We start from the raw sequence: 26,910 nt of genomic DNA, 5'->3' as shown, positions 1-26,910 counted from the left end.
AGGCGCGCGCCACCGTGCGCCGCGCGGGCCGGCCTGCCCGAGCCCGGCAAATGATCAACTGAGAGGACGGAACGTGACCTCCGACAACGGCACAGGAGCCGGTCGCGACCTGACCGAGCTTTCCGACGAGCAGGTGCACGCGGCACTCGGCGACGAGGAGTCCGCTCACCTCGAGCCCGTCGAGGTGCCCGAGGTCGACGCCGTCGAAGAAGGCGCGGAAGACGGCGCCGACGAGGCTGACGAGACCGAAGCGGCCGACGAGGACACGGCTGACGAGGACTCGGCCGATGAGGACTCCGGAGACTCCGCGGATGTCGTCGTCGACGAGACCGAGCCGGCCGCCGAATCCGGCGACCCGGTCGCCGCGCTGCGCGCCGAGCTGATGGCCGCGCCGGGCGAGTGGTACGTCGTGCACAGCTACGCCGGCTACGAGAACAAGGTCAAGACGAACCTCGAGACCCGCACCACGACGCTCGACGTCGAGGACTACATCTTCCAGATCGAGGTGCCGACCGAAGAGGTCACCGAGATCAAGAACGGCCAGCGCAAGCAGGTGCAGCGCAAGGTGCTGCCCGGCTACATCCTGGTCCGGATGGACCTGAACGACGCGTCGTGGAGCGCGGTGCGCAACACGCCCGGCGTCACCGGGTTCGTCGGCGCGACCTCGCGTCCGTCGCCGCTGACCGTGGACGAGGTGCTGAAGTTCCTCGCCCCGCAGGTCGAGAAGGAAGCCCCGGCGAAGGCCGGCAAGGGCGAGACCGCCGCGGCCGCCACGCCGTCGGCCGGCGGTGCCGTCGAGGTCGACTTCGAGGTCGGCGAGTCGGTCACCGTCATGGACGGCCCGTTCGCCACGCTGCCCGCGACGATCTCCGAGGTCAACGTCGACGGACAGAAGCTGAAGGTCCTGGTGTCGATCTTCGGCCGGGAGACCCCGGTCGAGCTGTCGTTCAACCAGGTCTCCAAGATCTGACGGTCGGGAACACCGACCGGCAGTCCCCGCGTACTGGCAGGTGTGCGGGGGACTCACGTCAGTAAGAAGGACACAAGGTAATGCCTCCCAAGAAGAAGAAGCTTGCGGCGATCATCAAGCTGCAGATCAAGGCGGGCCAGGCCAACCCGGCCCCGCCGGTCGGCCCGGCGCTGGGCCAGCACGGCGTCAACATCATGGAGTTCTGCAAGGCCTACAACGCCGCGACCGAGTCGCAGCGCGGGGACGTCGTCCCGGTCGAGATCTCCGTGTACGAAGACCGGTCGTTCGACTTCAAGCTGAAGACGCCGCCGGCCGCCAAGCTGCTGCTCAAGGCCGCGGGCGTGGAGAAGGGCTCCGGCGAGCCGCACAAGACCAAGGTCGCCAAGGTCACCTGGGACCAGGTCCGCGAGATCGCCAAGACCAAGGAGACCGACCTCAACGCCCACGACATCGACCAGGCGGCGAAGATCATCGCCGGCACCGCCCGCTCCATGGGCATCACGGTCGAGGGCTGAGTTTCTCCGCGAGCAACACCCCGTGGGAGAGCCAGTGCTGGCTCTGATCACCACACTGATCCGTTTTCGAAGTTAAGGACAGAAGCATGACCAAGCACAGCAAGGCTTACCGCCAGGCTGCGGAGCTCATCGACAAGGAGCGTCTCTACGCTCCGCTCGAGGCCGCGAAGCTGGCGAAGGAGACCTCGAAGACCAAGATGGACGCGACCGTCGAGGTCGCGATGCGTCTGGGCGTCGACCCGCGCAAGGCCGACCAGATGGTCCGCGGCACCGTGAACCTGCCGCACGGTACCGGTAAGACCGCTCGTGTCATCGTGTTCGCCGTCGGTGACAAGGCCGCCGAGGCCGAGGCCGCCGGCGCGGACGCGGTCGGCACGGACGAGCTGATCGAGCGCATCCAGGGTGGCTGGCTCGACTTCGACGCCGCCATCGCGACGCCCGACCAGATGGCCAAGGTCGGTCGCATCGCCCGCATCCTCGGCCCGCGTGGCCTGATGCCGAACCCGAAGACCGGCACCGTGACCCCCGCGGTCGCGAAGGCGGTTCAGGACATCAAGGGCGGTAAGATCAACTTCCGCGTCGACAAGCAGGCCAACCTGCACCTGGTGATCGGCAAGGCGTCGTTCGACACCGAGAAGCTGGTGGAGAACTACGCGGCCGCGCTGGACGAGATCCTGCGCGCCAAGCCGTCGTCGGCCAAGGGCCGTTACGTCAAGAAGATCACCTTCACCACCACGATGGGCCCGGGCATCCCGGTCGACCCGCTGCGGACGCGCAACCTCCTGAGCGAGGACGCGGCCGTCTGAGTCGCACATCACGCGAAAGGGCGGTCACGCAACGTGCGTGACCGCCCTTTTTTCGTGTCTCATGGAGCCATGCCGACGACGACGTTCACCGCTCCCGACGGGCTCCGCCTGAGCTACACGGTGTGGGAGGGCGACGGCCGGCACCGTCGCCCGGTCGTGCTGCAACACGGCTTCGCCGCGGACGCGCATGTGAACTGGGTCGGCACCGGCGTCGTCCGCACCCTGGTCGACGCCGGGTTCACCGTCATCGGCCTCGACGCTCGTGGCCACGGCGCCTCCGACAAACCGCACGACCCCGCCCGCTACGGCCAGGACGTGATGGCCCGCGACATCTCCGCGCTGCTCGACGAGCTCGACCTCGAAGAAGTCTCCCTGGCCGGCTACTCGATGGGCGCCATCGTCGCCCTCATCACCGCCACCGCGGACAAACGCGTCCGCTGCCTCGCCACCGGCGGCATCGGCGCGGGCATCATCGACTTCGGCGGCGTGGACGCGCGCGTGGTCAGCCCCGAGCAGCTCGCCGAAGGCCTGGTGGTCGAGAACCACGCCGACGTCCCCGCCGAGGTCCGCCCCTTCCGCCGCCTGGCCCGCCGCACCGGCGCCGACGTCGAGGCCCTCGCCGCGGTGCTGCGCGCCTCCCGCCGCACGTCCATCCCGCTCACGGAGATCACCGTGCCCACCTTGATCCTCGCCGGCGAACGCGACCAGCTCGCGGCCCAGCCCGAGCGCCTCGCCATCGGCATCGCGGGCGCCCGCCTGGTCCGCGTCCCGGGCGACCACATGACGGCGGTGGCGGACCCCGCGTTCGCCCGCGCGCTGGCGGACTTCTTCGCCTATTCGGACACCGGGGAGACGCGGTTCGCGATCTCCTCGCCGGTGTAACCGCTCAGCTGGGCGTGGTCGTGGCTGGACTGCTCGCCGCGAGCGTGGGTGGACTGACCTGAGTTGTCCACAGGCGGTTGGGGTGAGCGCTGGTTGTCCACAGATTGCCTGTCGGGCGTTTTCGGGCCGCTGAGCTCGGTAAACTGGAACAGGGCAGCCCCCCGAGGAGGGCGGGGGCAGCCCGGGGGCAGCCGTCGCGCGGGCACGCGAAGGAGCCCGACACCCGGGTGGGGTGGAGCTGCTCGCCGAATCGGGTCGGATTCGTGAGCAGGGTGTGCGGTGGTCGACTCCGGGCACGTCATGGAGACGATGGCCGCGGTGGCCGTGTCCGTCGGGGAGTCGGGGTGGTGGCGGCCTCGTCGCACCGTCCGAAGTGGTCGGCGCGCGGCTGCCCGGCTTGCTCAGGACGTGGGGGGAGTGGAACTCGACGCGGGTCCGCATTGCTCCGGACCCGGGGAGTGGCCCGTGATCAGCCACTGGCCCTTGTCCACTTGGGTCACGGTGAACACGCCGAGCGCCGGCCCGCCCGCGATGGGGTAGTCGCACGAGTCGATGGTCACCGTGCCCGCGGGCGGCGCGCCGGAGACGTAGGAGGGCAGTGACTCGGCGTAGTCGTTCTGGTTGGTGACCTGGGCGTGCAGCTTCTCCACGGCCACCTTGCAGTCGGGCTGGCCGACGTCCTGGGCGAACTTCGTCTGCACGGGCTCGTCGAACCGACCGCACGCGTCTTCGACCCGCCCCTGGGCGATGTTGTGGAAGACGAAGCGGACGGCCTCGTACGGGTTGGTCGAGAAGATGTGGTTCGTGTGGTACGTCCCGCCGCCCTCGGCGGCGATCTGGGCCGAGGACTTGCCCTCGTCGCTCGGGAAGAAGTGGCGGTAGGCCCACGTGGCGGCGATGCCGAGGATCACCAGCACGATGATCCAGCCCAGGATCTTGCCGCCGAGACGCTTCAGCCAGCGGGGGACCGGGCGTTTGCGGCGGGGCCGTTCGTAGGGTTCGAGTTCGCCCCGGTCGTGCGGGGGCATGGGGGGCTGCCGGCCGGCCTGGGTTTGCGGCTGCCGCGACCCCGTGGGGACGAGCCCGGCGTCGGGTGCGGGGGCCGGCTGGTTGCCTTGCTGGGCTTGGGTGAAGCGCAGGTAGTCCTGGAACTGCTGGAACTGGCGGAACTGCTCCAGCTGCGCCGGGTCCAGCGGAGGCTGCTCGCCTGAGGAGGGCAGCGCGGGGAGGTTCTCCTGCTGCGGCTTCCCGGAGGGCTGCGGCAACCACGCCGGTACCGGTTGCGTGCCGTCGCCGGGTTGGGGGCCGGGGCCGGGTGGGAGGTCCGGCTGTCCGTGATCACGCTGCTCCGCCACGTCACCAATGATGCCCGCTCGCCGGGGAAAGGCCGAGTCCGGGAGGCTTGTCGCTGGTCAAGGGAGGGGGCCCGTGAACCCTGCCGAGAGAGCAAGGTAGGCTTGACGACGGTTCTACCGAAGACCGCTGGTTTTCCGGCTGCCCCACGGCACTCGGAACGAAGGTCCCGCGAAACACGGCGGGCGGCCCGCGCAGGAGGAACGAGGTTCGGCCTTCTCCCAGGAGAAGCGTGACGCCCCGTGCTGACTGCGCGTGGGCGTTTTTTGTCGTTTCGAGCGGGCCTCTCGACGGACCAGTGGAATCCACTAGCCAAGAGAGGAGGCGACCATGGCGAAGCCCGACAAGGTGGCGGCCGTCGCCGAGATCGCGGAGAGCTTCCGCAGCAGCTCGGCCACCGTCGTTACCCAGTACACCGGCCTCTCCGTGTCCCAGCTGTCCCAGCTGCGCCGCGCTCTCGGCACCAGTGCCAAGTACCGGGTCGCGAAGAACACCCTCGTGAAGCGTGCCGCCGAGGACGCCGGCGTTCAGGGTCTGGACGACCTGTTCGTGGGCGCCACCGCGATCGCCTTCGTCGAAGGTGAGCCGGTCGACGCCGCGAAGGCGCTTCGCGACTTCGCGAAGGACAACAACGCGCTTGTCATCAAGGGCGGCTACATGGACGGCAAGCCGCTGTCCGTGGACGAGATCACCAAGATCGCCGATCTCGACAGCCGTGAGGTCCTGCTCGCCAAGGCCGCGGGCGCGTTCAAGGCGAAGCTGTCCCAGGCCGCCGCGCTGTTCCAGGCGCCGGCGTCCCAGGTCGCCCGCCTGGCTGCTGCCCTGCAGGAGAAGCAGGGCGACGCCGCCGGTACCGAAGCAGCCGAAGCACCCGCCGAGAGCTGATCCACCCCCACCCCGAACCTCGAGTTCGTTTTTCTGAGAGGAAGCCATCATGGCGAAGCTGAGCACCGCCGAGCTGATCGACGCCTTCAAGGAGCTCACCCTTCTTGAGCTGTCGGACTTCGTGAAGGAGTTCGAGACCACCTTCGACGTCACCGCCGCCGCCCCGGTCGCCGTGGCCGCCGCCGCCGGCCCCGCCGGTGCCGCCCCGGCCGCCGCCGAGGAGCAGGACGAGTTCGACGTCGTCCTCGAGTCCGCCGGTGACAAGAAGATCCAGGTCATCAAGGTCGTCCGTGAGGTCGTCTCGGGCCTGGGCCTGAAGGAGGCCAAGGAGCTGGTCGAGGCCGCTCCCAAGGCCCTCCTGGAGAAGGTCGACAAGGAGGCCGCCGACGCCGCCAAGGAGAAGCTCGAGGCCGCCGGCGCCAAGATCACCATCAAGTGATCCCGGGCGCGTTGGCGCCTACCGCACCACCTCGTGAAGGGGCGGGCATCCGACAGGGTGCCCGCCCCTTTCCTTTTGATCGGCCCCCTTGCACACACAGTGGCCGGTTCGCCCGGTTGGAGCAGGCGTCACCCGTTGGTTTGGGCCATCTGGATCTGCGCCCGGAAGTGACGTGCACTACCGTGCTGCCAGCGGTCACCTGACAACGCCACGAACGGGTGAGGTGCTCACCGGCCTCGGCAGGGTCGAAAACTGGTGAGTAACCTGTTCGCACTCAGCTCGTTGCACCTGGTTGACGCGGAGATCGCGGCGCGCATCGGCGCGGGCTCCGCTGCAGTGGCGGCGGGGCGGCGATGCGCGACGACGCGGAACAGCTCCTGGAGGTGTGATGGGCGCCGAGGTGGTCATCGAAGGTCTGACGAAGTCCTTCGGCAGGCAGACCATCTGGCGGGACGTGACGCTGACCCTCCCGCCGGGTGAGGTGTCCGCGATGCTCGGCCCGTCGGGAACCGGCAAGTCGGTGTTCCTCAAGTCCATGATCGGCCTGCTGAAGCCCGACAAGGGCCGCTGCGTGATCAACGGCGTGGACATCGTCACGTGTTCCGAGCACAAGCTCTACGAGATCCGGAAGCTCTTCGGCGTCCTGTTCCAGGACGGTGCGCTGTTCGGCTCGATGAACCTCTACGACAACGTGGCCTTCCCGCTGCGGGAGCACACGAAGAAGTCCGAGACCGAGATCCGCCGCATCGTCGGTGAAAAGCTGGAGATGACGGGCCTGGCCGGTGCGGACAAGAAGCTGCCCGGCGAGATCTCCGGCGGTATGCGCAAGCGCGCGGGCCTCGCGCGGGCGCTGGTGCTCGACCCGCAGATCATCCTCGTCGACGAACCCGACTCCGGTCTGGACCCCGTGCGCACCGCGTACATCTCGCAGCTGCTGATCGACCTCAACACCCAGATCGACGCGACGATCCTCATCGTCTCCCACAACATCAACCTCGCGCGCACCGTGCCCGACAACCTGGGCATGCTGTTCCGCAAGGAGCTCGTGATGTTCGGCCCCCGCGAGGTGCTGCTCACGAGCGACGAGCCCGTGGTCGAGCAGTTTCTCAACGGCCGCAAGCGCGGACCCATCGGCATGTCCGAGGAGAAGGACACGGCCACGATGGCGCGCGAGGAAGCCGAAGCCGCCGCGGGGCACTCCGACGGGTCGCCCGACGAGGACGTGCGCGGGGTCGTGCCGCAGATGCAGCCGAGCCCCGGCCTGCCCGAGCGGGCGGGCGCGCGGCGGCGGATGGACCGCGTGATGCGGATCCTGCACACGCTCCCGGCCAACGCGCAGGAGGGCATCATCGAGTCCCTCACGCCAGAAGAGCAGCGTCACTACAACGTCCAAGCGAACGTGCACGCGACCACCCCGAACATGCACAACCGACCCGGATCCGAGGACACGCAGCAGTTCCCCCGGATCCAAGACCGCGGGCCGGTGCCGAACCAGCACCAGGGCCAGCTGCCCGCCGACCAGGTCGCCCGCATCCCCGGCGGCACCCCGAGGCCCGGCGGCTTCGGCCCGCGGCAGAACGGGCCGGGTGGCGCGTGAGCTCGAACGCAGCACCGGCGAAGATCCCCGGGGCGGGCATGCTCCGCGAGACCGGAAACCTGTTCGCCCTCGGTCTCGAGATCATCCGCGGCATGTTCCAGCGCCCGTTCCAGCTGCGGGAGTTCATCCAGCAGGCCTGGTTCGTCGCCAGCGTCACGATCCTGCCGACGGCGCTGGTCGCGATCCCGTTCGGTGCGGTCATCTCGCTGCAGTTCGGCGCGCTGGCCCGGCAGCTCGGCGCGCAGTCCTACACCGGCGCCGGTTCCGTGCTCGCCACCGTGCAGCAGGCGAGCCCGCTCGTCACGGCGCTGCTGGTGGCCGGCGCCGGCGGCAGCGCGGTCTGCGCGGACATCGGCGCCCGCACCATCCGCGAGGAGATCGACGCGATGGAGGTGCTGGGCGTCTCCGCGGTCCAGCGCCTGATCGTGCCGCGCACACTCGCCATGATGCTCGTGGCCCTCCTGCTCAACGGCATGGTCAGCGTCATCGGCGTGCTCGGCGGCTACTTCTTCAACGTCATCCTCCAGGGCGGCACGCCGGGCGCCTACCTGGCGAGCTTTTCGGCGCTGGCACAGGAGTCCGACCTCTGGGTCGGTGAGCTGAAGGCCTTGATCTTCGGCTTCATCGCCGCGGTCGTGGCCGCGTACCGGGGCCTGCACCCCAGTGGTGGCCCGAAGGGCGTGGGCGACGCGGTGAACCAGTCGGTGGTCATCACGTTCCTGCTGCTGTTCGTCGTGAACTTCGTGATCACGCTGATCTACCTGCAGATCGTGCCCGGAAAGCTGGACTGACATGACGTTCATCTCGGGTGCCAAGCGCGTCGCCCACCGTCCGCTGGAGACCCTGGACACCCTGGGCGACCAGATGTCCTTCTACGGCCGCGCGCTGCTGTGGACGCCGCGCACGCTGCGCCGCTACATGAAGGAAGTCCTGCGCCTGCTCGCCGAGGTCAGCTTCGGCTCCGGCTCGCTCGCGGTCATCGGCGGCACCGTCGGCGTGATGGTCGGCCTCACGCTCTTCACGGGTGTCCTCGTGGGCCTGCAGGGCTACTCGGCCCTGAACTCGATCGGCACGAGTGCGTTCACCGGCTTCCTCACGGCGTTCTTCAACACCCGCGAGATCGCGCCGCTGGTCGCCGGTCTCGCGCTGAGCGCCACCGTCGGCGCCGGCTTCACGGCGCAGCTGGGCGCCATGCGCATCTCCGAGGAGATCGACGCGCTGGAAGTGATGGGCGTGCCGAGCCTGCCGTACCTGGTGACCACGCGGATCATCGCCGGGTTCGTGGCCGTGATCCCGCTCTACATCATCGGGCTGCTGAGCAGCTACCTCGCGTCGCGGCTGGTGGTCATCTACATCTACGGCCAGTCGGCGGGCACCTACGACCACTACTTCGATCTTTTCCTACCACCGCAAGACGTCTTGTACTCGTTCATCAAGGTGCTCATCTTCAGCATCTTGATCATTCTCTCGCACTGCTACTTCGGCTACCGCGCCTCCGGTGGGCCGGCGGGCGTGGGTGTGGCCGTGGGCCGCGCGGTGCGCCTTTCCATCGTCACGGTTTCGATCGTGAACTTCTTCATCGGTTTCGCGATCTGGGGAACCGACGTCACGGTGAGGATTGCGGGATGATCACACTACGGCGGAGGCTCTTGGGTCTGCTGCTCGTGGCGCTGCTCGTGGGGGGTGTGGCCCTGAGCATCGCCTTGTACAACAAGGCGTTCACCAAGTTCGTGACGGTGAAGCTCGACGCCGACAGCATCGGCAACCAGCTGCTGGAGCAGTCGGACGTGAAGGTGCGCGGCCTGATCGTGGGGTCGGTCAAGACCATCGCCGCCACTCCCGAGGGCGCCGAGCTCACGCTGGACCTGCAGCCCGACTACGTGAAGCTGATCCCGGAGAACGTCTCCGCGCGCTTCCTGCCCAAGACGCTCTTCGGCGAGCGGTACGTGTCGCTGGAGATCCCGAAGAACCCCTCCGCCAAGACGCTCTCCGACGGCGACGTGATCCCGCAGGACCGCACGTCGGGCGCGATCGAGCTGGAGCAGGCGCTGCAGCACCTCCTGCCGGTGCTTCAAGCCGTGCAGCCGCAGAAGCTCTCGAGCACGCTCACCGCGATCTCCACCGCACTGCAGGGCCGCGGCAAACCGCTCGGCGAGACGCTTTCGCAGCTGGGCGACTACATCGGCAAGCTCAACCCGCACGAACCGCAGCTGCAGCACAACCTCAAGGCACTGGCGGAGTTCTCCGACAACCTGAGCGCGTCGGCGCCGGATCTGGTGCAGAGCCTCGACAACCTGAGCACGACCACCCGCACCGTGGTGGACGAGCAGCAGAACCTGGCGAGCCTCTACGGCAACCTCACGACGGCTTCGCAGGACCTGCAGTCGTTCCTGGAAGCCAACTCGAAGAACATCATCAGCCTCGCCGACACCGCGCGGCCCACGGCCGAGCTGCTCGCCAAGTACGCGCCGGAGTACCCGTGCGTGATCGGGCAGATGGCGAAGCTCGTGCCGGTCGTGGACAAGGCACTGGGCAAGGGGTCGAAGGAGCCCGGCCTGCACGCGACGATCGAAGTGGTCGTGAACCGCGGTCCGTACAAGGCCGGTCAGGACGAGCCGAGGTTCGAGGACAAGCGCGGTCCGCGCTGCTACGACCTCAAGAACCTGCCGAACCCGTTCCCGCAGCAACCGCCCGACGGTGCGTTCAAGGACGGCACCAAACCCACCTCGGGCTCGAACTCCCACAGCACCGGCCTCAACCCGGCCAACTTCCTCGCCGACGCCACCGGTCTCGGTGGCGGCACGAGCGGGGGCGACCCGGCGTACTCGGGCGCGGAGAACGACTTCCTCGGCCAGCTCGTGGGCCCGCAGGTCGGCATGGGCGAAGGTGACTTCCCCGGCTGGGGCTCGCTGCTCGTCGGCCCGCTCTACCGCGGAGCGGAGGTGACGGTGAAGTGAGGGGACTGGCCGCACCGCTGATCAAGCTGTCGATCTTCGTGGTGATCACCGTGCTGTTCACGGCCGTGCTCGGCGTGAGCATCGCGAACATCGACACGACCAGCACGAAGGACTACTCGGCTCGCTTCACCGACGCGACGCTGCTGCTGGGCGGCGACGACGTGCGCATCGCCGGCGTCCGCGTGGGCACGGTGAAGGACGTGAAGATCGTCGACAAGCGCCAGGCGCAGGTCGACTTCGAGGTCGACGCCGGGCGGCGGCTGCCGGCGGGTGTCACCGCGCAGATCAAGTTCCGCAACCTCGTCGGCCAGCGCTACCTCTCGCTCGGCGAGGGCACGGACACCTCCGGCAAGACGCTTCCGCCGGGCGGCTCGATCCCGCTGGAGCGCACCACGCCGGCACTGGACCTGACCGAGCTGTTCAACGGGTTCAAGCCGCTGTTCACCGCGCTGAACCCCGACGACGTCAACAAGCTCTCCTACGAGGTCATCCAGGTCCTGCAGGGCGAGGGCGGCACCGTCGAGAGCTTGCTGTCGCACACGGCGTCGCTGGCCACCACGATCGCCGACAAGGACAAGGTGATCGGCGAGGTCATCGACAACCTCAACTCGGTGCTCGACACGGTCAACGCCCACACGCCGCAGCTGAGCGACCTGATCGTGAAGCTGCAGCAGCTGGTGTCGGGCCTCGCCCAGGACCGCAAGCCGATCGGAGACGCGATCGACAGCCTCGGCACGCTGGCCCAGACCACCGCAGGCCTCCTCGGCGACGCGCGCCAGCCCTTGAAGGACGACATCGGCGCGCTCGGCGACCTGGCGGGCAAGCTCAACAAGAACGAGCCGACGCTGGAGCACTTCCTCCAGTTCCTGCCGACGAAGGTGAGTACGCTGACGCGCACCGCCGACTACGGCTCCTGGTTCAACTTCTACGCCTGCGAGGTCAAGGGCAGCGTCGCCCTGCCGCCGCTGATCAACGAACCGATCGACGTGCCGCTGCTGCCGTCCAACCGGGAGAGGTGCAGCGGATGAAGTCGTTCCAGAAGCGCAACCCCGTCCCGATCGCGCTGATCGGGCTCGCGGTGCTCGTGCTCGGCTTTGTCGCCGCGCTCAACTCCGACGACCTGCCGGTGATCGGCGGCGGCACCACCTACAGCGCCGACTTCTCCGAGGCCGCCGGCCTCACGACCGACAACGACGTGCGCATCGCCGGCGTGAAGGTCGGCAAGGTGTCGCAGATCAAGCTCGACGGCGCCAGCGTCAAGGTTTCCTTCAAGGTCAAGGACGCCTGGCTCGGCGACAAGACCACGGCAGCCATCAAGATCAAGACGCTGCTGGGCCAGAAGTACCTGTCGCTCGACCCGCAGGGTGCGGGCACGCTCAACCCGAGCCAGACCATCCCGCGCGACCGCACGATGTCGCCTTATGACGTGCTCGACGCGTTCCGCGGCCTCTCGCAGACCGTCGACGACATCAACACCGACCAGCTCGCGAAGAGCTTCGACACGATCACGCAGACGTTCGCCAACACGCCGGAAGACGTGAAGGGCGCGCTCTCGGGCCTCTCCAAGCTGTCGGACACCATCGCCTCGCGCGACGCGCAGCTGTCGAACCTGCTGGCCAACACCCGTGAGGTGTCGCAGACGCTGGTCGACCGCGACGCCGAGGTGCAGAAGCTGATCACCGACGGCAACCAGCTGCTCGACGAGATCTCGAAGCGCGAGCAGGCCATCACCGCGCTGCTCGACGGCTCCAAGGAGCTCGCCACGCAGCTGCAGGGCCTGGTCGACGACAACGACAAGCAGCTCGACCCCGTGCTCACGCAGCTCGACCAGCTCACGTCGATGCTGCAGCGCAACCAGGACTCGCTCGCGCAGGGCATCGCGAAGTTCGCGCCGTTCGTGCGTGTGTTCACCAACACCATCGGCACCGGGCACTGGTTCGACAACTACATCTGCGGCCTGGTGGCGCCGTCGTTCGGCCCGCTCAACCAAGAGGGGTGCTACACGAAATGAGTGACACCCGGTTCGGCCAGTCGCTCCTGAGGGGCGCCTCGATCGCCGTCGTGCTCGCGCTCGTGGTCGCCGGCGGCATCTGGTGGACGCTCAAGGACGCCGGCCGCACGCACCTGACCGCCTACTTCTCCGGCGCCGTCGGCCTCTACGAGGGCAACAGCGTGCGGATGCTCGGCGTCGACCTCGGCACGGTCACCAAGGTCCAGCCCATGGGCAACCAGGTCCGCGTGGACTTCGAGTACGACCGTTCGGTGCCGGTGCCCGCCGACGCGAAGGCGCTGATCGTGGCGCCGTCGCTGGTCAGCGACCGCTACATCCAGCTCGCCCCCGCCTACACCGGCGGCCCGAAGATCTCCGACGGCGCCGTGATCCCGCTCGACCGCACCGAGGTGCCGCTCGAGGTCGACCAGCTCGCCGCCAGCCTCGCGAAGGTGAGCGAGACGCTCGGACCCAACGGCGCCAACAAGAACGGCTCGCTGTCGGACCTGCTCAACACGGTCGCGAAGAACGTGGACGGCAACGGCCAGGCCCTGCACGACACGATCGCCAAGCTCGGCCAGGCGTCCGGCACGCTCGCCGGCAACAAGGACGACCTGTTCCAGACCGTGCAGAACCTCGGCCAGTTCTCCCAGACGCTGGTCAACAGCGACGGCCAGGTGCGCCAGTTCGAAAGCCAGCTCGCCGACGTGAGCGGGTACCTGGCGGGGGAAAAGGACGACCTCGCCGCCACCGTGCAGCAGCTGAGCACCACGCTGCAGTCGGTGCAGACGTTCATCGAGCAGAACCGCGGCCGGTTGAAGTCCAATGTGGACAAACTGGCCGGCGTGACCAAGGTGCTCGTGGACCAGCGCAGCGCGCTCGCCGAGATCCTCGACGTGGCGCCGGTGGCGCTGTCGAACCTCGTCAACGTCTACAACGGTTCCTCCGGCACGCTCGACGCGCGGCCGAACCTCAACGAGCTCACGCAGCCGCCGCTGGTGATGGTGTGCAACCTGCTCAAGCAGACGCCCGACGCGCTCAAGCTGCTCGGTGACACCTGCGGCTCGATCGCCGGTGTGGTCGACGGCCTCGTGCCGCTGCCGTCCACCGCCCAGGTGGTGCAGTCACTGCAGAACGGCAAGCTGCCGCCACTGCCGCTCCCGCTCGCGGGCCAGGTCTACGGGACGGGGAGCTGAGCATGAAGCGCCTCAGGAGGTTCGCCGCCGCCGGCGTGGTCACCACGGTGTCCGCGCTGGTGCTGTCGGGCTGTGGATTCACCGGCATCTACGACGTTCCGCTGCCGGGCGGCGCCGATCTCGGCAGCCACCCGTACAAGGTCAAGGTGCAGTTCTCCGACGTGCTCGACCTCGTGCCGCAGGCCGGCGTGAAGGTCAACGAGGTGCCGGTCGGGCAGGTCGAGTCCGTCGGCCTCACCCCCGACGGCTGGCACGCCGAGGTCACCGTGGAGATCAACGGCGACGTGAAACTGCCGGCCAACGCGCTGGCCAACGTGAAGCAGTCGAGCCTGCTCGGCGAGAAGTACGTGGAGCTGTCCTCACCCGGCGACGGCCAGGCGCAGGGCACGCTCGCGAACGACGCCACGATCCCGCTCGCGCGCACCGGCCGCGACGTCGAGGTCGAAGAGGTGCTCGGCGCGCTGTCGCTGCTGCTCAACGGCGGTGGCGTCGACCAGCTCAACACCATCACCGAGGAGCTCAACAACGCGACGTCGGGCAAGGAGCCCGACATCAAGGCGTTGCTGGACAACGCCAACGAGCTCGTGACGAACCTCGACGAGCAGTCGCGCAACATCACCCGCGCGCTCGACGGGCTCGACCGGCTGTCGATGACCCTCAAGGACCAGAAGGACAAGCTGGTGGGCGCCGTCGACAACCTCGGCCCCGGCATCGGGGTGCTGGAGCAGCAGCGCGGCCAGCTCGTGACCATGCTCAACGCGCTGAACAACCTCTCCGGCGTCGCCACCGACACGGTGAACAAGAGCAAGGCGGACCTCGTGGCCGACCTCAAGGCCCTCACGCCGACGTTGCAGAAGCTCGGCGAAGCGGGCAACGACCTGCCGCAGGCGCTGCAGATCCTGCTGACCTTCCCGTTCACCGACCAGGCCTACGACGACGTGAAGGGCGACTACTTCAACCTCTTCGCGAAGGTCGACCTGAACCTCAAGGACATCATCGACAACCTGGGCCGCAGCCGGGACAACCCGCTGTCGAACCTGCTGCCGGTGCCGGGCCTGACAGGCGGCGTGAGCGGCACGCCGGGTGACCAGCCGCCGCCGCTGTCGTTCCCCAGTGACTCCGGCTCGGGCACGAAGAAGCCGAGCTCGACCGGTGGCCAGGGTGGCGGGCAGCCGTCGCAGGGCGGGCTGTCGGGGCTCTTCGGGATCCTCTCGGGAGGTGCGGGCTGATGTTGCTGCGCAAGACGAAGATCCAGCTCGTGGCCTTCGCGATCATCTCGATCGTGGCGCTCGTCTACGCCCTGGTCCGCTTCGCCGGCCTCGGCACGGTGTTCGGCGACAGCGGCTACACGGTGAAGCTGCAGCTCAACGAGTCGGGCGGCATCTTCACCAACGCCGAGGTGACCTACCGCGGCTTCAACATCGGGCGCGTGGGCCAGCTGCGGCTGACCCAGAACGGGCTCGAGGCCGACCTGAACATCGACCCGTCGGCTCCGCAGGTGCCCGCGGACCTCGACGCCGTGGTCGCCAACCGCTCGGCCGTCGGTGAGCAGTACGTGGACCTGCGGCCGAAGAACGACAAGGGCCCGTACCTCGCGGGCGGTTCGGTGATCCCGGCGTCGAAGACCACCGTGCCGGTCAGCACCGACCGGCTGCTGGCCGACCTCGACTCGCTCGCCGCCTCGGTGCCCACCGACTCGCTGCGCACGGTCGTGGACGAGTCCTACGACGCGTTCCGCGGCACCGGCGGCGACCTGCAGCAGCTGCTCGACACCGCGCAGAGCTTCACCGCCACGGCCCAGCAGTACCTGCCCCAGACCGTGCAGCTGCTCGACGCCGGCGGCCGGGCGCTGGACACGCAGAACCACGAGGCCTCGAACTTCGCGGACTTCTCGAAGAACCTCAACGAGCTCACCGGCACGCTGAAGAACTCCGACGGCGACCTGCGCAAGCTCATCGGCATCACCCCGCAGCTCGCGACGCAGATCGACCAGCTAATCAACGAGACCGGACCGGGCCTCGGCGCGCTCACCGCGAACCTGCTGACCACCTCCAACCTCACCGTGACCCGCCTCGACGGCATCGAGCAGGGCCTGGTGACCTACCCGGCGCTCGCGGCGGCCGCCAACAGCGTGGCGCCGGGTGACGGCACCGCGCACCTCGGGCTCGTGCTCAACCTGTTCAACCCGCCCGCCTGCACGAAGGGTTACCTGCCCTACAGCCAGTACCGCACGGGCGCCGACACGTCACCGCGTCCGGCCGATGACAACGTGTACTGTGCCGAGCCCAAGGGCAGCCCCATCAACGTCCGCGGGGCGCAGAACGCGCCCTACGGCGGGGCGCCGGTCGCGCCCTCGCAGGCCGACGTGGACGCCAACGCGGGCCGGCCGGCCCAGGAGCTGCAGGACATGCGCGACGCTTCCGTGCCGGGCGTAGCCGGAAGCCCGGGTGTCTCGTTGAACAGCCTGGGCGCGTTGCTCGGCCTGGCCGGCTGAGGCCCGCGCCGCGATCGATGACCGTTACCTACCCTGGAGTGATATGAGTTCCGAACAGGCCGCCGGCGAGGAAGAGGTGACCGCCGCGGTTTCCTCCGACGTCTCGTCGGACGCTCCGGTGTCTTCCGAGTCTTCGGGGTCTTCGGGGTCTTCGGCCAAGCGGTCGCTGCCGGGCTCGCCGCGCGTGTGGCTCTTCGGCGCCGGCGCGTTCGCGCTCGCCGCCTTCGTGGTGGCGGTGGTCTTCGGGATCATGTGGTGGGTCGCCGGCACCGGCGAGAACGCCGATCTCGCGAAGTCACGCGACGAGGTCATGCAGGCGGGTGCCGCCGCGGTCACCGCCTACACCACGGTCGACTACACGAACCTCAACGAGTACTTCGACCACCAGAAGGCCGTCTCGGACACGAACATGTCCCAGCAGATCGACGCGGGCCGGGCGACCTACTCGAAGGCGCTGACCGACGCGAAGGTCAAGGTCACCGCGACGGTGCAGGACATCGCCGTCGAGGAGCTCGACGACCACGAGGGCAAGGCGAGCTTCCTGGCCGCGATCACCACGACGAACAGCGCGGGCGGCCAGACCAGTTCCAAGGCGCTGCGCCTGGAGGCCTCGATGACCCGCGTCGGGAGCGAGTGGAAGCTGTCCGGCATCGACAGCGTCCCCCTCGTCGCCTCCGGCCAGTAGCTTCACCGCAGAACGGAGTTCCCCCCAATGCCGCCCTCCCGCCGCCAGCCGCCCCGCAGCAGCACCCCGCCGGCCCGCCGGCCGAGGGTTGCCGGCCTGCGCAAGCCGTCGAGCGCGGACGCGGCACCTGCGTCCACCGACGAGCGCCCGGCACCTGCCGCCACGCCCGCGCCGGCCAAGCCGCGCCCACGTCCGGTGCCGCGGCCGGGCCCGCTGACCAGCGCCGATCCGTCCGAGGTTACACAGGAGATCCGGTTCCCGAGGAGTTCGGGGATCTCGCGGACGCGGGGGCTCGACCCCGAGCCCGTCGACCCCGAACCGCTGAACACGGGGCCCGAAGAGCCGGTCGAGGAGGTCGACGCGCTCACCGGCGAGGTCGTCGAGGACGCCCCCGTTCGCCAGGCGCCCCGCCGCAAGCACCGGGACTCGGGCCGCGCGAAGCCCACCGACGTCGACGAGGCCGAGCAGGAGGCCTCGGTGGCCGATGTGCCGCCGCCGTGGGCGCGGCAGCAGAGGCAGGACCGCTCGGTCGCGCTGATCGTCGTGCTGCTCGTGGTGGGCCTGGTGTTCGCCGGGGGAGCGGTGTTCTTCAAGCTCCAGTACGACGACGTCTCCGATTCCACGAGCAACGCCGCCCTGCTCGACGTCGCGAAGACCGCGCAGGTCAAGGACCAGGTCTCCAAGGCCACCGAGACCCTGTTCTCCTACGACTACAACAACATCAAGAAGACCGAGGACGCTGCCGGCAACCTGCTCGCCAACGACGAGGTCAAGGGCAAGTACAACTCGCTCATGGGCGAGGTGAAGCGCCTCGCGCCGCAGCAGAAGATGGTGGTGACCTGCAAGGTCACTCGCAGCGCCGTGATCATGCTCAACGGCGACCTCGCGCGCGTGATGGTGTTCGTCGACCAGACGTCCACGCGCACCGACACCAAGCAGACCACCGCCGGCTCGGCCCAGCTCCACGTTGACGCCCAGCTGCAGGGCGACACGTGGAAGATCACCGACCTCGACACGTACAAGGCCCCGGCGCCGCCCGCGGCCAAGGCGCCCGCTTCATCGGCCCCGGCCTCGCCGCCGCCCTCGAAGTAGGGCCCGGACAGCACAGGAGGCCCGGTGCCCGCTTGAGCGGGTGCCGGGCCTCCTGCTTCGTGCCCTCGGTGCGCGGTCCTCAGCAGAGCGACTGCAGGGCCGTGCGCAGCGCGGTGCGGTGCAGCTCGTCGAGGTGGTCGACGATGTCGGCCGAGATCTGGGCCTGGACCACGTCGACGCGGCACGGGGCGCCCGGCTCGCGGATGTCGTTCGTTGCCACCAGCTCGGTCAGCAGCGAGGTGGTGAGCTCGTCCAGCTCGGCGCGGATCTCCGTGAGGTCCGGGCGCGTGGTGGGCGCTTGCTCGGGGTGCGCGGTCCAGCGGTCGAACAGGCCCCGCTGCACGACTTTGCTGGCCGTGATCTGGTCGGAGAAGAACGCGGCCGTGCGCTCGGGGTCCAGGCCCAGCGCGAACGCCCGCGTGCGCACCGCGGCCAGCTCCTGCTGCTCGCGCCCCGGGTCGTCGATGGGCTTGTCGGTGCCGAACTTCGACGCCGCCACGCGATCGCCCACCCGCAGGCGCTCGACCACGAGGTCGGCGAGCGGCCCGAGCCGCCCGAACGCGTGGCCGGTGCCGGGGTTGCCGGCGGTGTTCATGGCGGTCTTCTCGGATGAGGCCATGGCCTGAGTGCCTCCGACGGTGACTGCGGCCAGTGCGACGGCGAGCACCACGGTGGAACGGCGAGCGGTTTTGTTCCCGAACATGAGCACTCCGTCATGGGCCGGCGACCAGGATCGGATCCGATGTTAGCGGTGGGGAATTCACGAAACCCGGACAATCTCGCCGAATGGGCGGTCAATCGTTCCGATGCCGGATTTGTCTGCCCGGATGTGCCGCCCGATCCGGCTCCGGGGGCCGGGCAACGCCTTCCCGCGGACGTGAGCATCGCTGTTCAGGGGCGTCCTGCGCCGAGCGGACCACTCGCTCCACGACCCCGGTTCGTGACGCAAAACACCGTTTGACCCGGCTCATGATCCGCCCCGCGGTCGCGATTCCGCAGGTACCGGCGGGTAACCGGGATGATCATCCCGCTTGTCACCCTCCGCACCCCCTGGTCGACGCTGCGCCAACCGGTCGGACCACCGTGTGGCATCTTGAACCACCGTGTGGCATCTTGACTCGGACGCCCTCTGGGTTCAGGCTTACTGCCAACGGTCACGGCCGGGAGCGCGAACCTTGCGGGAGGGACGCAGAACCCGGGCGGGCCGGAGGCATTGCTACAACGCCGCGAGGCAGGCTGGGCCCCATCGGGAGCGCCCCCTGGACAGACCGCGTCGTTCGGGCTAGACTGCCTCTTTGCGCTGCCCTCTTTCAGGCTGCCCGGAGCCGGTAGTTAGGATAGTGGGCACACGGCACCCCTGACAGTCGCGATGGCACCTGTTGCCATAACGGCTGCTCACCGCTCATTGTCCCCGGAAGGACGCATCTTGGCAGTCTCTCCCGCGAACCAGGCCACTGCTGCGACCACCTCGGCTGTATCTCGCTCGGAGTCCACGGGTATCCCCGGCGCGCCCGTGCGGGTCTCTTTCGCAAAGATTCGCGAACCCCTCAGTACCCCCAACCTGCTCGACGTGCAGCTCCAGTCGTTCCAGTGGTTCACCGGCGACGAGGCGTGGTTCGAGCGCCGCGTCAACGAAGGTGAAGAGAACCCGGTCGGCGGTCTGGAAGAGGTCCTCAACGAGATCTCCCCGATCGAGGACTTCTCGGGCTCCATGTCCCTGTCTTTCTCCGCTCCGCGCTTCGACGAGGTCAAGGCCTCGATCGAGGAGTGCAAGGACAAGGACATGACCTACGCGGCCCCGCTGTTCGTCACGGCGGAGTTCGTCAACAACAACACCGGTGAGATCAAGAGCCAGACGGTCTTCCTGGGTGACTTCCCCGTGATGACGGACAAGGGCACCTTCATCATCAACGGCACCGAGCGGGTCGTCGTGTCCCAGCTCGTGCGTTCTCCGGGTGTGTACTTCGACAGCAGTGTCGACAAGACGACCGACAAGGACGTCTTCAGCGTGCGCGTGATCCCGAGCCGCGGCGCGTGGCTCGAGTTCGACGTCGACAAGCGCGACACCGTCGGCGTCCGCATCGACCGCAAGCGCCGCCAGCCGGTCACCGTGCTGCTGAAGGCGCTGGGCTGGACCACCGAGGCGATCCGCGAGCGCTTCTCCTTCTCGGAGACGCTTCTGGCCACCCTCGAGAAGGACCACACCGCCGGCACCGACGAGGCGCTGCTCGACATCTACCGCAAGCTCCGTCCGGGCGAGCCGCCCACGAAGGAGAGCGCGCAGACGCTGCTGGAGAACCTGTTCTTCAAGCCGAAGCGCTACGACCTGGCCAAGGTCGGCCGCTACAAGGTCAACAAGAAGCTCGGTCTCGACACCCCGTACGACACCGGCACGCTGACCGAAGAGGACATCGTCTCGGCCATCGAGTACCTGGTCCGGCTCCACGCCGGCGAGGACAAGATGACCAGCGTGTCGAACGTCGAGGTGCCGGTCGAGACCGACGACATCGACCACTTCGGCAACCGCCGCCTGCGCACGGTGGGTGAGCTGATCCAGAACCAGATCCGGGTCGGCCTCTCCCGCACCGAGCGCGTCGTGCGCGAGCGCATGACCACGCAGGACGTCGAGGCGATCACGCCGCAGACCCTGATCAACATCCGCCCGATCGGCGCGGCGATCAAGGAGTTCTTCGGCACCTCGCAGCTGTCGCAGTTCATGGACCAGAACAACCCGCTGTCGGGCCTGACCCACAAGCGCCGCCTCTCGGCGCTGGGCCCCGGTGGTCTGTCCCGTGAGCGCGCCGGCATGGAGGTCCGCGACGTCCACCCGTCGCACTACGGCCGCATGTGCCCGATCGAGACGCCGGAAGGCCCGAACATCGGCCTGATCGGCTCGCTGTGCTCCTACGCGCGGGTCAACCCGTTCGGCTTCATCGAGACGCCGTACCGCAAGGTCGTCGAGGGCCAGGTCACCGACCAGGTCGACTACCTGACCGCGGACGAGGAAGACCGCTTCGTCAAGGCGCAGGCCAACGCGCCGATCACCGACGACGGCCACTTCGTCGAGAGCAAGGTCCTGGGCCGGCGCAAGGGCGGCGAGGTCGAGCTGATCGACCCGCTCGAGATCGACTACATGGACGTGTCGCCGCGGCAGATGGTCTCCGTCGCGACGGCGATGATCCCGTTCCTCGAGCACGACGACGCGAACCGCGCGCTGATGGGCGCGAACATGCAGCGCCAGGCCGTGCCGCTGCTGCGCAACCAGGCCCCGTACGTGGGCACGGGTGTGGAGCTGCGCGCCGCGGTCGACGCCGGTGACGTCCTCGTGGCCGAGCAGGCCGGCGTGGTCGAGGAGCTGTCCGCGGACATCATCACGATCATGCACGACGACGGCACGCGGAAGAGCTACGGACTGTACAAGTTCCGCCGCTCCAACCACGGCACGTGCTTCAACCACCGCCCGATCGTCAACGAGGGTGACCGGGTCGAAAAGGGCCAGGTCATCGCCGACGGCCCGTCCACCGAGAACGGTGAGATGGCGCTCGGCAAGAACCTGCTCGTGGCGGTCATGCCGTGGGAGGGCCACAACTACGAGGACGCGATCATCCTCTCCGAGCGCCTGGTGCAGGACGACGTGCTCACGTCGATCCACATCGAGGAGCACGAGATCGACGCCCGCGACACCAAGCTGGGCGCCGAGGAGATCACCCGGGACATCCCGAACGTCTCCGAGGAGGTCCTGGCCGACCTCGACGAGCGCGGCATCATCCGCATCGGTGCCGAGGTCCGCGACGGCGACATCCTGGTCGGCAAGGTCACGCCGAAGGGCGAGACCGAGCTGACGCCGGAAGAGCGCCTGCTGCGCGCGATCTTCGGTGAGAAGGCCCGCGAAGTCCGCGATACCTCGCTGAAGGTGCCGCACGGCGAGACCGGCAAGGTCATCGGCATCCGCGTGTTCTCGCGTGAGGACGACGACGAGCTGCCCCCGGGCGTCAACGAGCTGGTCCGCGTCTACGTGGCCCAGAAGCGCAAGATCCAGCCGGGCGACAAGCTCGCCGGCCGCCACGGCAACAAGGGCGTCATCGGCAAGATCCTGCCGGCCGAGGACATGCCGTTCATGGAGGACGGCACCCCGGTCGACATCATCCTGAACACGCACGGTGTGCCGCGACGGATGAACATCGGCCAGATCCTCGAGCTGCACCTGGGCTGGCTGGCGTCGCAGGGCTGGACGATCGAGGGCAACCCGGAGTGGGCGAAGAACCTCTCCGAGGAGCTCTACGACGTCGCGCCGAACACGAACACCGCCACCCCGGTGTTCGACGGCGCCAAGGAAGAGGAGCTGACCGGGCTGCTCGGCTCGACCAAGCCGAACCGCGACGGCGAGCGCATGGTCAAGGAGAACGGCAAGGCCACGCTGTTCGACGGCCGCTCCGGCGAGCCGTACCCGTACCCGGTGTCGGTCGGCTACATGTACATCCTGAAGCTGCACCACCTGGTCGACGACAAGATCCACGCCCGCTCCACCGGCCCGTACTCGATGATCACGCAGCAGCCGCTGGGTGGTAAGGCGCAGTTCGGTGGCCAGCGCTTCGGTGAGATGGAGTGCTGGGCGATGCAGGCGTACGGCGCTGCCTACACGCTGCAGGAGCTGCTCACGATCAAGTCGGACGACGTGGTCGGCCGCGTGAAGGTGTACGAGGCCATCGTCAAGGGGGAGAACATCCCCGAGCCGGGCATCCCGGAGTCGTTCAAGGTGCTCCTGAAGGAGCTCCAGTCGCTGTGCCTCAACGTCGAGGTGCTCTCCAGCGACGGTGCGGCCATCGAGATGCGCGACTCCGACGACGAGGACCTCGAGCGCGCCGCGGCCAACCTCGGCATCAACCTGTCCCGCAACGAGTCGCCCTCGGTGGACGACGTCGTGCACTGACCGGAGCTGAGGCGGGACCTGCCTCCCGTGGGTCCCGCCTCGCCCGCCGACCCCTCATCTAGCCGAATCAACCCCAAGGGGACTTAGACGTGCTGGACGTCAATTTCTTCGATGAGCTCCGCATTGGCCTGGCCACTGCTGACGACATCCGTCAGTGGTCCTACGGCGAGGTCAAGAAGCCGGAGACCATCAACTACCGGACTCTCAAGCCCGAGAAGGACGGTCTTTTCTGCGAGAAGATCTTCGGCCCGACCCGGGACTGGGAGTGCTACTGCGGCAAGTACAAGCGCGTGCGCTTCAAGGGCATCATCTGTGAGCGCTGCGGCGTCGAGGTGACCCGCGCCAAGGTGCGCCGTGAGCGGATGGGCCACATCGAGCTGGCCGCGCCGGTCACCCACATCTGGTACTTCAAGGGTGTTCCTTCCCGCCTGGGCTACCTGCTGGACCTGGCGCCGAAGGACCTCGAGAAGATCATCTACTTCGCTGCTTACGTCATCACGGGCGTGAACACGGAGCTGCGCCACAACGACCTGCCGACCCTCGAGAACGAGATCGGCGTCGAGCGCAAGAACCTCGAGACGAAGCGTGACGCGGACATCGAGGCTCGCGCGCAGAAGCTGGAAGCCGACCTGGCCGAGCTGGAGGCGGAGGGCGCCAAGTCCGACGTGCGCCGCAAGGTCAAGGAGGGCGGCGAGCGCGAGATGCGTCAGCTGCGCGACCGCGCCGGCCGCGAGCTCGACCGCCTCGAGGAGGTCTGGACGACCTTCACGAAGCTCGACACCCGCCAGCTGATCGCCGACGAGCTGCTCTACCGCGAGCTGGTCGACCGCTACGGCGAGTACTTCACCGGCGGCATGGGCGCGGAGGCCATCCAGAAGCTGGCCACCGAGTTCGACGTGGCCGCGGAAGCCGACAGCCTGCGCGACACCATCCGCAACGGCAAGGGCCAGAAGAAGCTTCGCGCGCTCAAGCGCCTCAAGGTCGTGGCCGCCTTCCAGGCCACCGGCAACGACCCGCGCGGCATGGTGCTCGACGCCGTGCCGGTCATCCCGCCGGACCTGCGCCCGATGGTGCAGCTCGACGGTGGCCGCTTCGCGACGTCGGACCTGAACGACCTGTACCGCCGCGTGATCAACCGCAACAACCGCCTCAAGCGACTGATCGACCTCGGCGCGCCCGAGATCATCGTCAACAACGAGAAGCGGATGCTGCAGGAGGCCGTCGACGCGCTGTTCGACAACGGCCGCCGCGGTCGTCCCGTCACCGGCCCGGGCAACCGGCCGCTGAAGTCGCTGTCCGACCTGCTCAAGGGCAAGCAGGGCCGGTTCCGCCAGAACCTGCTCGGCAAGCGCGTGGACTACTCGGGCCGTTCGGTCATCATCGTCGGTCCGCAGCTGAAGCTGCACCAGTGCGGTCTGCCGAAGGACATGGCGCTCGAGCTGTTCAAGCCGTTCGTCATGAAGCGGCTGGTCGACCTGAACCACGCCCAGAACATCAAGTCCGCCAAGCGGATGGTGGAGCGTTCGCGCCCGCAGGTGTGGGACGTGCTCGAAGAGGTCATCACCGGCCACCCGGTGATGCTGAACCGCGCGCCGACCCTGCACCGCCTCGGCATCCAGGCCTTCGAGCCGCAGCTGGTGGAAGGCAAGGCCATCCAGCTGCACCCGCTGGTCTGCGAGGCGTTCAACGCGGACTTCGACGGTGACCAGATGGCGGTGCACCTGCCGCTGTCGGCCGAGGCGCAGGCCGAGGCCCGGATCCTGATGCTGTCGGCGAACAACATCCTGTCGCCGGCGTCGGGCCGCCCGCTGGCCATGCCGCGTCTGGACATGGTCACGGGCCTGTTCCACCTGACGCGCCTCAACGAGAACGCCGAGGGCGCGGGCAACGCGTACTCCTCGCCGGCCGAGGCGATCATGGCGTTCGACCGCAAGGCGCTGAGCCTGCACGCTCCCATCAAGATCCGCGTCACGGACCGCCAGCCGGCCAAGGCCGACGAAGCGCGCCTGGCCGAGGCGGGCTGGGAGCCGGGCAAGATGTGGCTGGCCGAGACGACCCTGGGCCGCGTGCTGTTCAACGACCTGCTCCCGGCGGACTACCCGTTCGTGAACGAGCCGATGCCGAAGAAGCGTCAGGCCGCGATCGTGAACGACCTCGCCGAGCGGTACTCGATGACGCAGGTGGCGCAGACGCTGGACAAGCTCAAGGACGCCGGCTTCTTCTGGGCGACCCGCTCGGGCGTCACGGTGGCCATCTCCGACGTGCTCGTGCCCGAGGGCAAGAAGGCTATTCTCGACGAGTACGAGGGCAAGGCCGACCAGGTCGAGAAGCGGTACCAGCGTGGTCAGCTGTCCCACACCGAGCGCAACAACGAGCTCGTCAAGGTGTGGACGCAGGCCACCGAAGAAGTCCACAAGATCATGGAGACGGCGCTGCCGGACGACAACCCGATCGCCATGATCGTGAAGTCGGGTGCGGCGGGCAACATGACGCAGGTCCGGTCGCTGGCCGGTATGCGTGGCCTGGTGTCGAACCCGAAGGGTGAGTACATCCCGCGTCCGATCAAGGCCAACTTCCGTGAAGGCCTGTCGGTGGCGGAGTACTTCATCGCGACGCACGGTGCCCGGAAGGGTCTGGCGGACACGGCGCTCCGTACCGCCGACTCGGGTTACCTGACCCGTCGTCTGGTGGACGTGTCGCAGGACGTCATCGTCCGCGAGGTCGACTGCGGCACCACGCGCGGCATCATGATGGTCGTCGGCGAGGACGTCGGCGACGGCAAGGTGATCCGCGACCAGCACGTGGAGACCAGCGTGTACGCGCGGAACCTCGCGACGGACGCGGTGGACGCCAAGGGCAACGTCGTGCTCAACGCGGGTGACGACGTGGGCGACCCGGCCATCGAGAAGCTGCTCTCCAGCGGCATCTCGAAGGTCAAGGTCCGCTCGGTCCTGACCTGTGAGTCGGCGGTCGGTGTGTGCGCGACCTGCTACGGCCGCTCGATGGCGACGGGCCAGCTCGTCGACGTCGGCGAGGCCGTCGGCATCGTCGCCGCCCAGTCGATCGGTGAGCCGGGTACGCAGCTGACGATGCGTACGTTCCACCAGGGTGGTGTCGCCGGTGACGACATCACGACCGGTCTGCCCCGTGTGACCGAGCTCTTCGAGGCCCGGGTCCCGAAGGGCAAGGCGCCGATCGCGGACGTCGACGGCCGTGTGCGGATCGAGGAGAGCGAGCGGTTCTGGAAGATCACCCTGATCCCGGACGACGGGTCGGAGGAGATCGTCTTCGACAAGCTGTCCAAGCGGCAGCGGCTCGCCAACACCCCGAACGGTCCGCTGGGCGACGGTGACCACGTCAACGTGGGGCAGCAGCTGCTCGAGGGCACGCCCGACCCGCACGAGGTGCTCCGCGTGATGGGCCCGCGTGAGGCGCAGATGCACCTCACCGACGAGGTCCAGAAGGTGTACCGCGCTCAGGGTGTGTCGATCCACGACAAGCACATCGAGGTCATCGTGCGGCAGATGCTGCGCCGCGTGACGATCATCGACTCCGGTGCCACGGACTTCCTGCCGGGCGAGCTGCCCGAGCGCACGAAGTTCGAGGCGACGAACCGCGCCGCGGTCGCCGAGGGTGGCGAGCCGGCTTCGGGTCGCCCGGTGCTGATGGGGATCACGAAGGCCTCGCTGACCACGGACTCGTGGCTGTCGGCGGCCTCGTTCCAGGAGACCACGCGGGTCCTGACCGACGCGGCCATCAACGGCCGCTCGGACAAGCTCGTGGGCCTCAAGGAGAACGTGATCATCGGTAAGCTGATCCCGGCCGGTACCGGCATCAACAAGTACCGGAACATCCAGGTCCAGCCGACCGAGGAGGCGCGCGTCGCGGCGTACGCCATCCCGTCCTACGACGACGGCTACTACACGCCGGACGTCTTCGGGTCGGGCACCGGCGCTGCCGTTCCGCTCGACGACTACGACTTCGGCCGCGACTTCCGCTGAGCCGTTTCGTAGCCAGTAGCTGAGAAGGCCCCCGTTCCCTGAACTGCTCCCCGGAAGTTGGACTGAGAAATTCAGTTCCGGCTTCCGGGGAGCAGTTGTATGGATGGACGTAGTTCGC

21 protein-coding genes are annotated in these 26,910 nt (G+C 68.3%); 19 read left to right on the top strand and 2 right to left on the bottom strand.

Features of this window, described 5'->3' with window-relative positions:
• Window positions 1–73: 73 nt before the first annotated feature.
• From nusG to ACWEOE_RS33905, 4 genes are all read left to right on the top strand, one after another.
• A complete protein-coding gene (nusG, locus tag ACWEOE_RS33920; protein ID WP_452016472.1) occupies window positions 74–970 on the top strand; it encodes a transcription termination/antitermination protein NusG in 897 nt (298 codons plus the stop codon).
• Window positions 971–1,050: 80 nt separating this feature from the next.
• Window positions 1,051–1,485 (top strand): 50S ribosomal protein L11, encoded by a 435-nt coding sequence (rplK, locus tag ACWEOE_RS33915; RefSeq protein WP_204091731.1) that lies wholly within the window; start codon window positions 1,051–1,053, stop codon window positions 1,483–1,485.
• An 86-nt stretch (window positions 1,486–1,571) separates the two neighbouring features.
• Window positions 1,572–2,291, top strand: a complete 720-nt coding sequence (gene rplA / locus ACWEOE_RS33910) for a 50S ribosomal protein L1 (protein WP_452016470.1) — start codon at window positions 1,572–1,574, stop codon at window positions 2,289–2,291.
• A gap of 69 nt (window positions 2,292–2,360) precedes the next feature.
• Window positions 2,361–3,173, top strand: coding sequence for an alpha/beta fold hydrolase (locus tag ACWEOE_RS33905; RefSeq protein WP_452016468.1), 813 nt, complete (start codon window positions 2,361–2,363; stop codon window positions 3,171–3,173).
• Between the two features lie 401 nt (window positions 3,174–3,574).
• Here ACWEOE_RS33905 and ACWEOE_RS33900 read toward each other — a convergent pair whose 3' ends face one another.
• Window positions 3,575–4,528: a hypothetical protein gene (locus ACWEOE_RS33900; protein ID WP_452016466.1), complete on the bottom strand. Its 954-nt coding sequence runs from the start codon at window positions 4,526–4,528 to the stop codon at window positions 3,575–3,577.
• Window positions 4,529–4,856: 328 nt separating this feature from the next.
• Here ACWEOE_RS33900 and rplJ point away from each other — a divergent pair, with 328 nt between their 5' ends.
• From rplJ to ACWEOE_RS33835, 13 genes are all read left to right on the top strand, one after another.
• On the top strand, window positions 4,857–5,411 hold the full coding sequence (gene rplJ / locus ACWEOE_RS33895; RefSeq protein WP_452016464.1) for a 50S ribosomal protein L10: 555 nt from the start codon (window positions 4,857–4,859) through the stop codon (window positions 5,409–5,411).
• Window positions 5,412–5,460: 49 nt separating this feature from the next.
• On the top strand, window positions 5,461–5,850 hold the full coding sequence (rplL, locus tag ACWEOE_RS33890; protein WP_452016462.1) for a 50S ribosomal protein L7/L12: 390 nt from the start codon (window positions 5,461–5,463) through the stop codon (window positions 5,848–5,850).
• 388 nt (window positions 5,851–6,238) lie between these two features.
• Complete coding sequence (locus tag ACWEOE_RS33885) at window positions 6,239–7,447, top strand: ABC transporter ATP-binding protein (protein ID WP_452016460.1); 1,209 nt, start codon at window positions 6,239–6,241, stop codon at window positions 7,445–7,447.
• A gap of 38 nt (window positions 7,448–7,485) precedes the next feature.
• Complete coding sequence (locus tag ACWEOE_RS33880; RefSeq protein WP_452016589.1) at window positions 7,486–8,238, top strand: MlaE family ABC transporter permease; 753 nt, start codon at window positions 7,486–7,488, stop codon at window positions 8,236–8,238.
• Between the two features lies 1 nt (window position 8,239).
• Window positions 8,240–9,076 carry an MlaE family ABC transporter permease gene (locus tag ACWEOE_RS33875; RefSeq protein WP_220246059.1) on the top strand — a complete coding sequence of 279 codons (837 nt, stop codon included), beginning with the start codon at window positions 8,240–8,242 and terminating at the stop codon, window positions 9,074–9,076.
• The gene (locus tag ACWEOE_RS33870) at window positions 9,073–10,404 is read left to right on the top strand and encodes an MCE family protein (RefSeq protein WP_452016458.1); all 1,332 of its coding nucleotides are present in this window, start codon (window positions 9,073–9,075) and stop codon (window positions 10,402–10,404) included. Before ACWEOE_RS33875 ends, ACWEOE_RS33870 begins: the two co-directional genes overlap by 4 nt.
• Window positions 10,401–11,432, top strand: coding sequence for an MCE family protein (locus ACWEOE_RS33865; RefSeq protein ID WP_452016456.1), 1,032 nt, complete (start codon window positions 10,401–10,403; stop codon window positions 11,430–11,432). Before ACWEOE_RS33870 ends, ACWEOE_RS33865 begins: the two co-directional genes overlap by 4 nt.
• A complete protein-coding gene (locus ACWEOE_RS33860) occupies window positions 11,429–12,415 on the top strand; it encodes an MCE family protein (protein WP_452016454.1) in 987 nt (328 codons plus the stop codon). The genes ACWEOE_RS33865 and ACWEOE_RS33860 overlap by 4 nt, the downstream gene beginning before the upstream one ends.
• Window positions 12,412–13,590, top strand: a complete 1,179-nt coding sequence (locus ACWEOE_RS33855; RefSeq protein WP_452016452.1) for an MCE family protein — start codon at window positions 12,412–12,414, stop codon at window positions 13,588–13,590. Before ACWEOE_RS33860 ends, ACWEOE_RS33855 begins: the two co-directional genes overlap by 4 nt.
• A 2-nt stretch (window positions 13,591–13,592) precedes the next feature.
• A complete protein-coding gene (locus ACWEOE_RS33850; protein WP_452016450.1) occupies window positions 13,593–14,819 on the top strand; it encodes an MCE family protein in 1,227 nt (408 codons plus the stop codon).
• Window positions 14,819–16,084, top strand: coding sequence for an MCE family protein (locus tag ACWEOE_RS33845; RefSeq protein ID WP_452016448.1), 1,266 nt, complete (start codon window positions 14,819–14,821; stop codon window positions 16,082–16,084). Before ACWEOE_RS33850 ends, ACWEOE_RS33845 begins: the two co-directional genes overlap by 1 nt.
• Before the next feature lie 43 nt (window positions 16,085–16,127).
• Window positions 16,128–16,769: a hypothetical protein gene (locus ACWEOE_RS33840; protein WP_452016446.1), complete on the top strand. Its 642-nt coding sequence runs from the start codon at window positions 16,128–16,130 to the stop codon at window positions 16,767–16,769.
• Window positions 16,770–16,796: 27 nt separating this feature from the next.
• Window positions 16,797–17,861 (top strand): hypothetical protein, encoded by a 1,065-nt coding sequence (locus tag ACWEOE_RS33835; RefSeq protein ID WP_452016444.1) that lies wholly within the window; start codon window positions 16,797–16,799, stop codon window positions 17,859–17,861.
• A gap of 79 nt (window positions 17,862–17,940) precedes the next feature.
• Here ACWEOE_RS33835 and aroQ read toward each other — a convergent pair whose 3' ends face one another.
• Entirely contained in the window at window positions 17,941–18,564 is a 624-nt protein-coding gene (gene aroQ / locus ACWEOE_RS33830; protein ID WP_452016442.1) for a gamma subclass chorismate mutase AroQ, read from the bottom strand.
• Window positions 18,565–19,287: 723 nt separating this feature from the next.
• Between aroQ and rpoB the strand changes: the two genes are divergently transcribed.
• Both rpoB and ACWEOE_RS33820 read left to right on the top strand, forming a co-directional pair.
• On the top strand, window positions 19,288–22,791 hold the full coding sequence (gene rpoB / locus ACWEOE_RS33825) for a DNA-directed RNA polymerase subunit beta (protein ID WP_452016440.1): 3,504 nt from the start codon (window positions 19,288–19,290) through the stop codon (window positions 22,789–22,791).
• 89 nt (window positions 22,792–22,880) lie between these two features.
• Window positions 22,881–26,792 (top strand): DNA-directed RNA polymerase subunit beta', encoded by a 3,912-nt coding sequence (locus ACWEOE_RS33820; RefSeq protein WP_452016438.1) that lies wholly within the window; start codon window positions 22,881–22,883, stop codon window positions 26,790–26,792.
• Window positions 26,793–26,910: the final 118 nt, after the last annotated feature.

It is taken from the genome of Amycolatopsis sp. NPDC004368 (genome assembly GCF_053602515.1).
The sequence above is the reverse complement of the archived record's forward strand: the minus strand, read 5'-3'. Positions and strand labels throughout refer to the sequence as shown.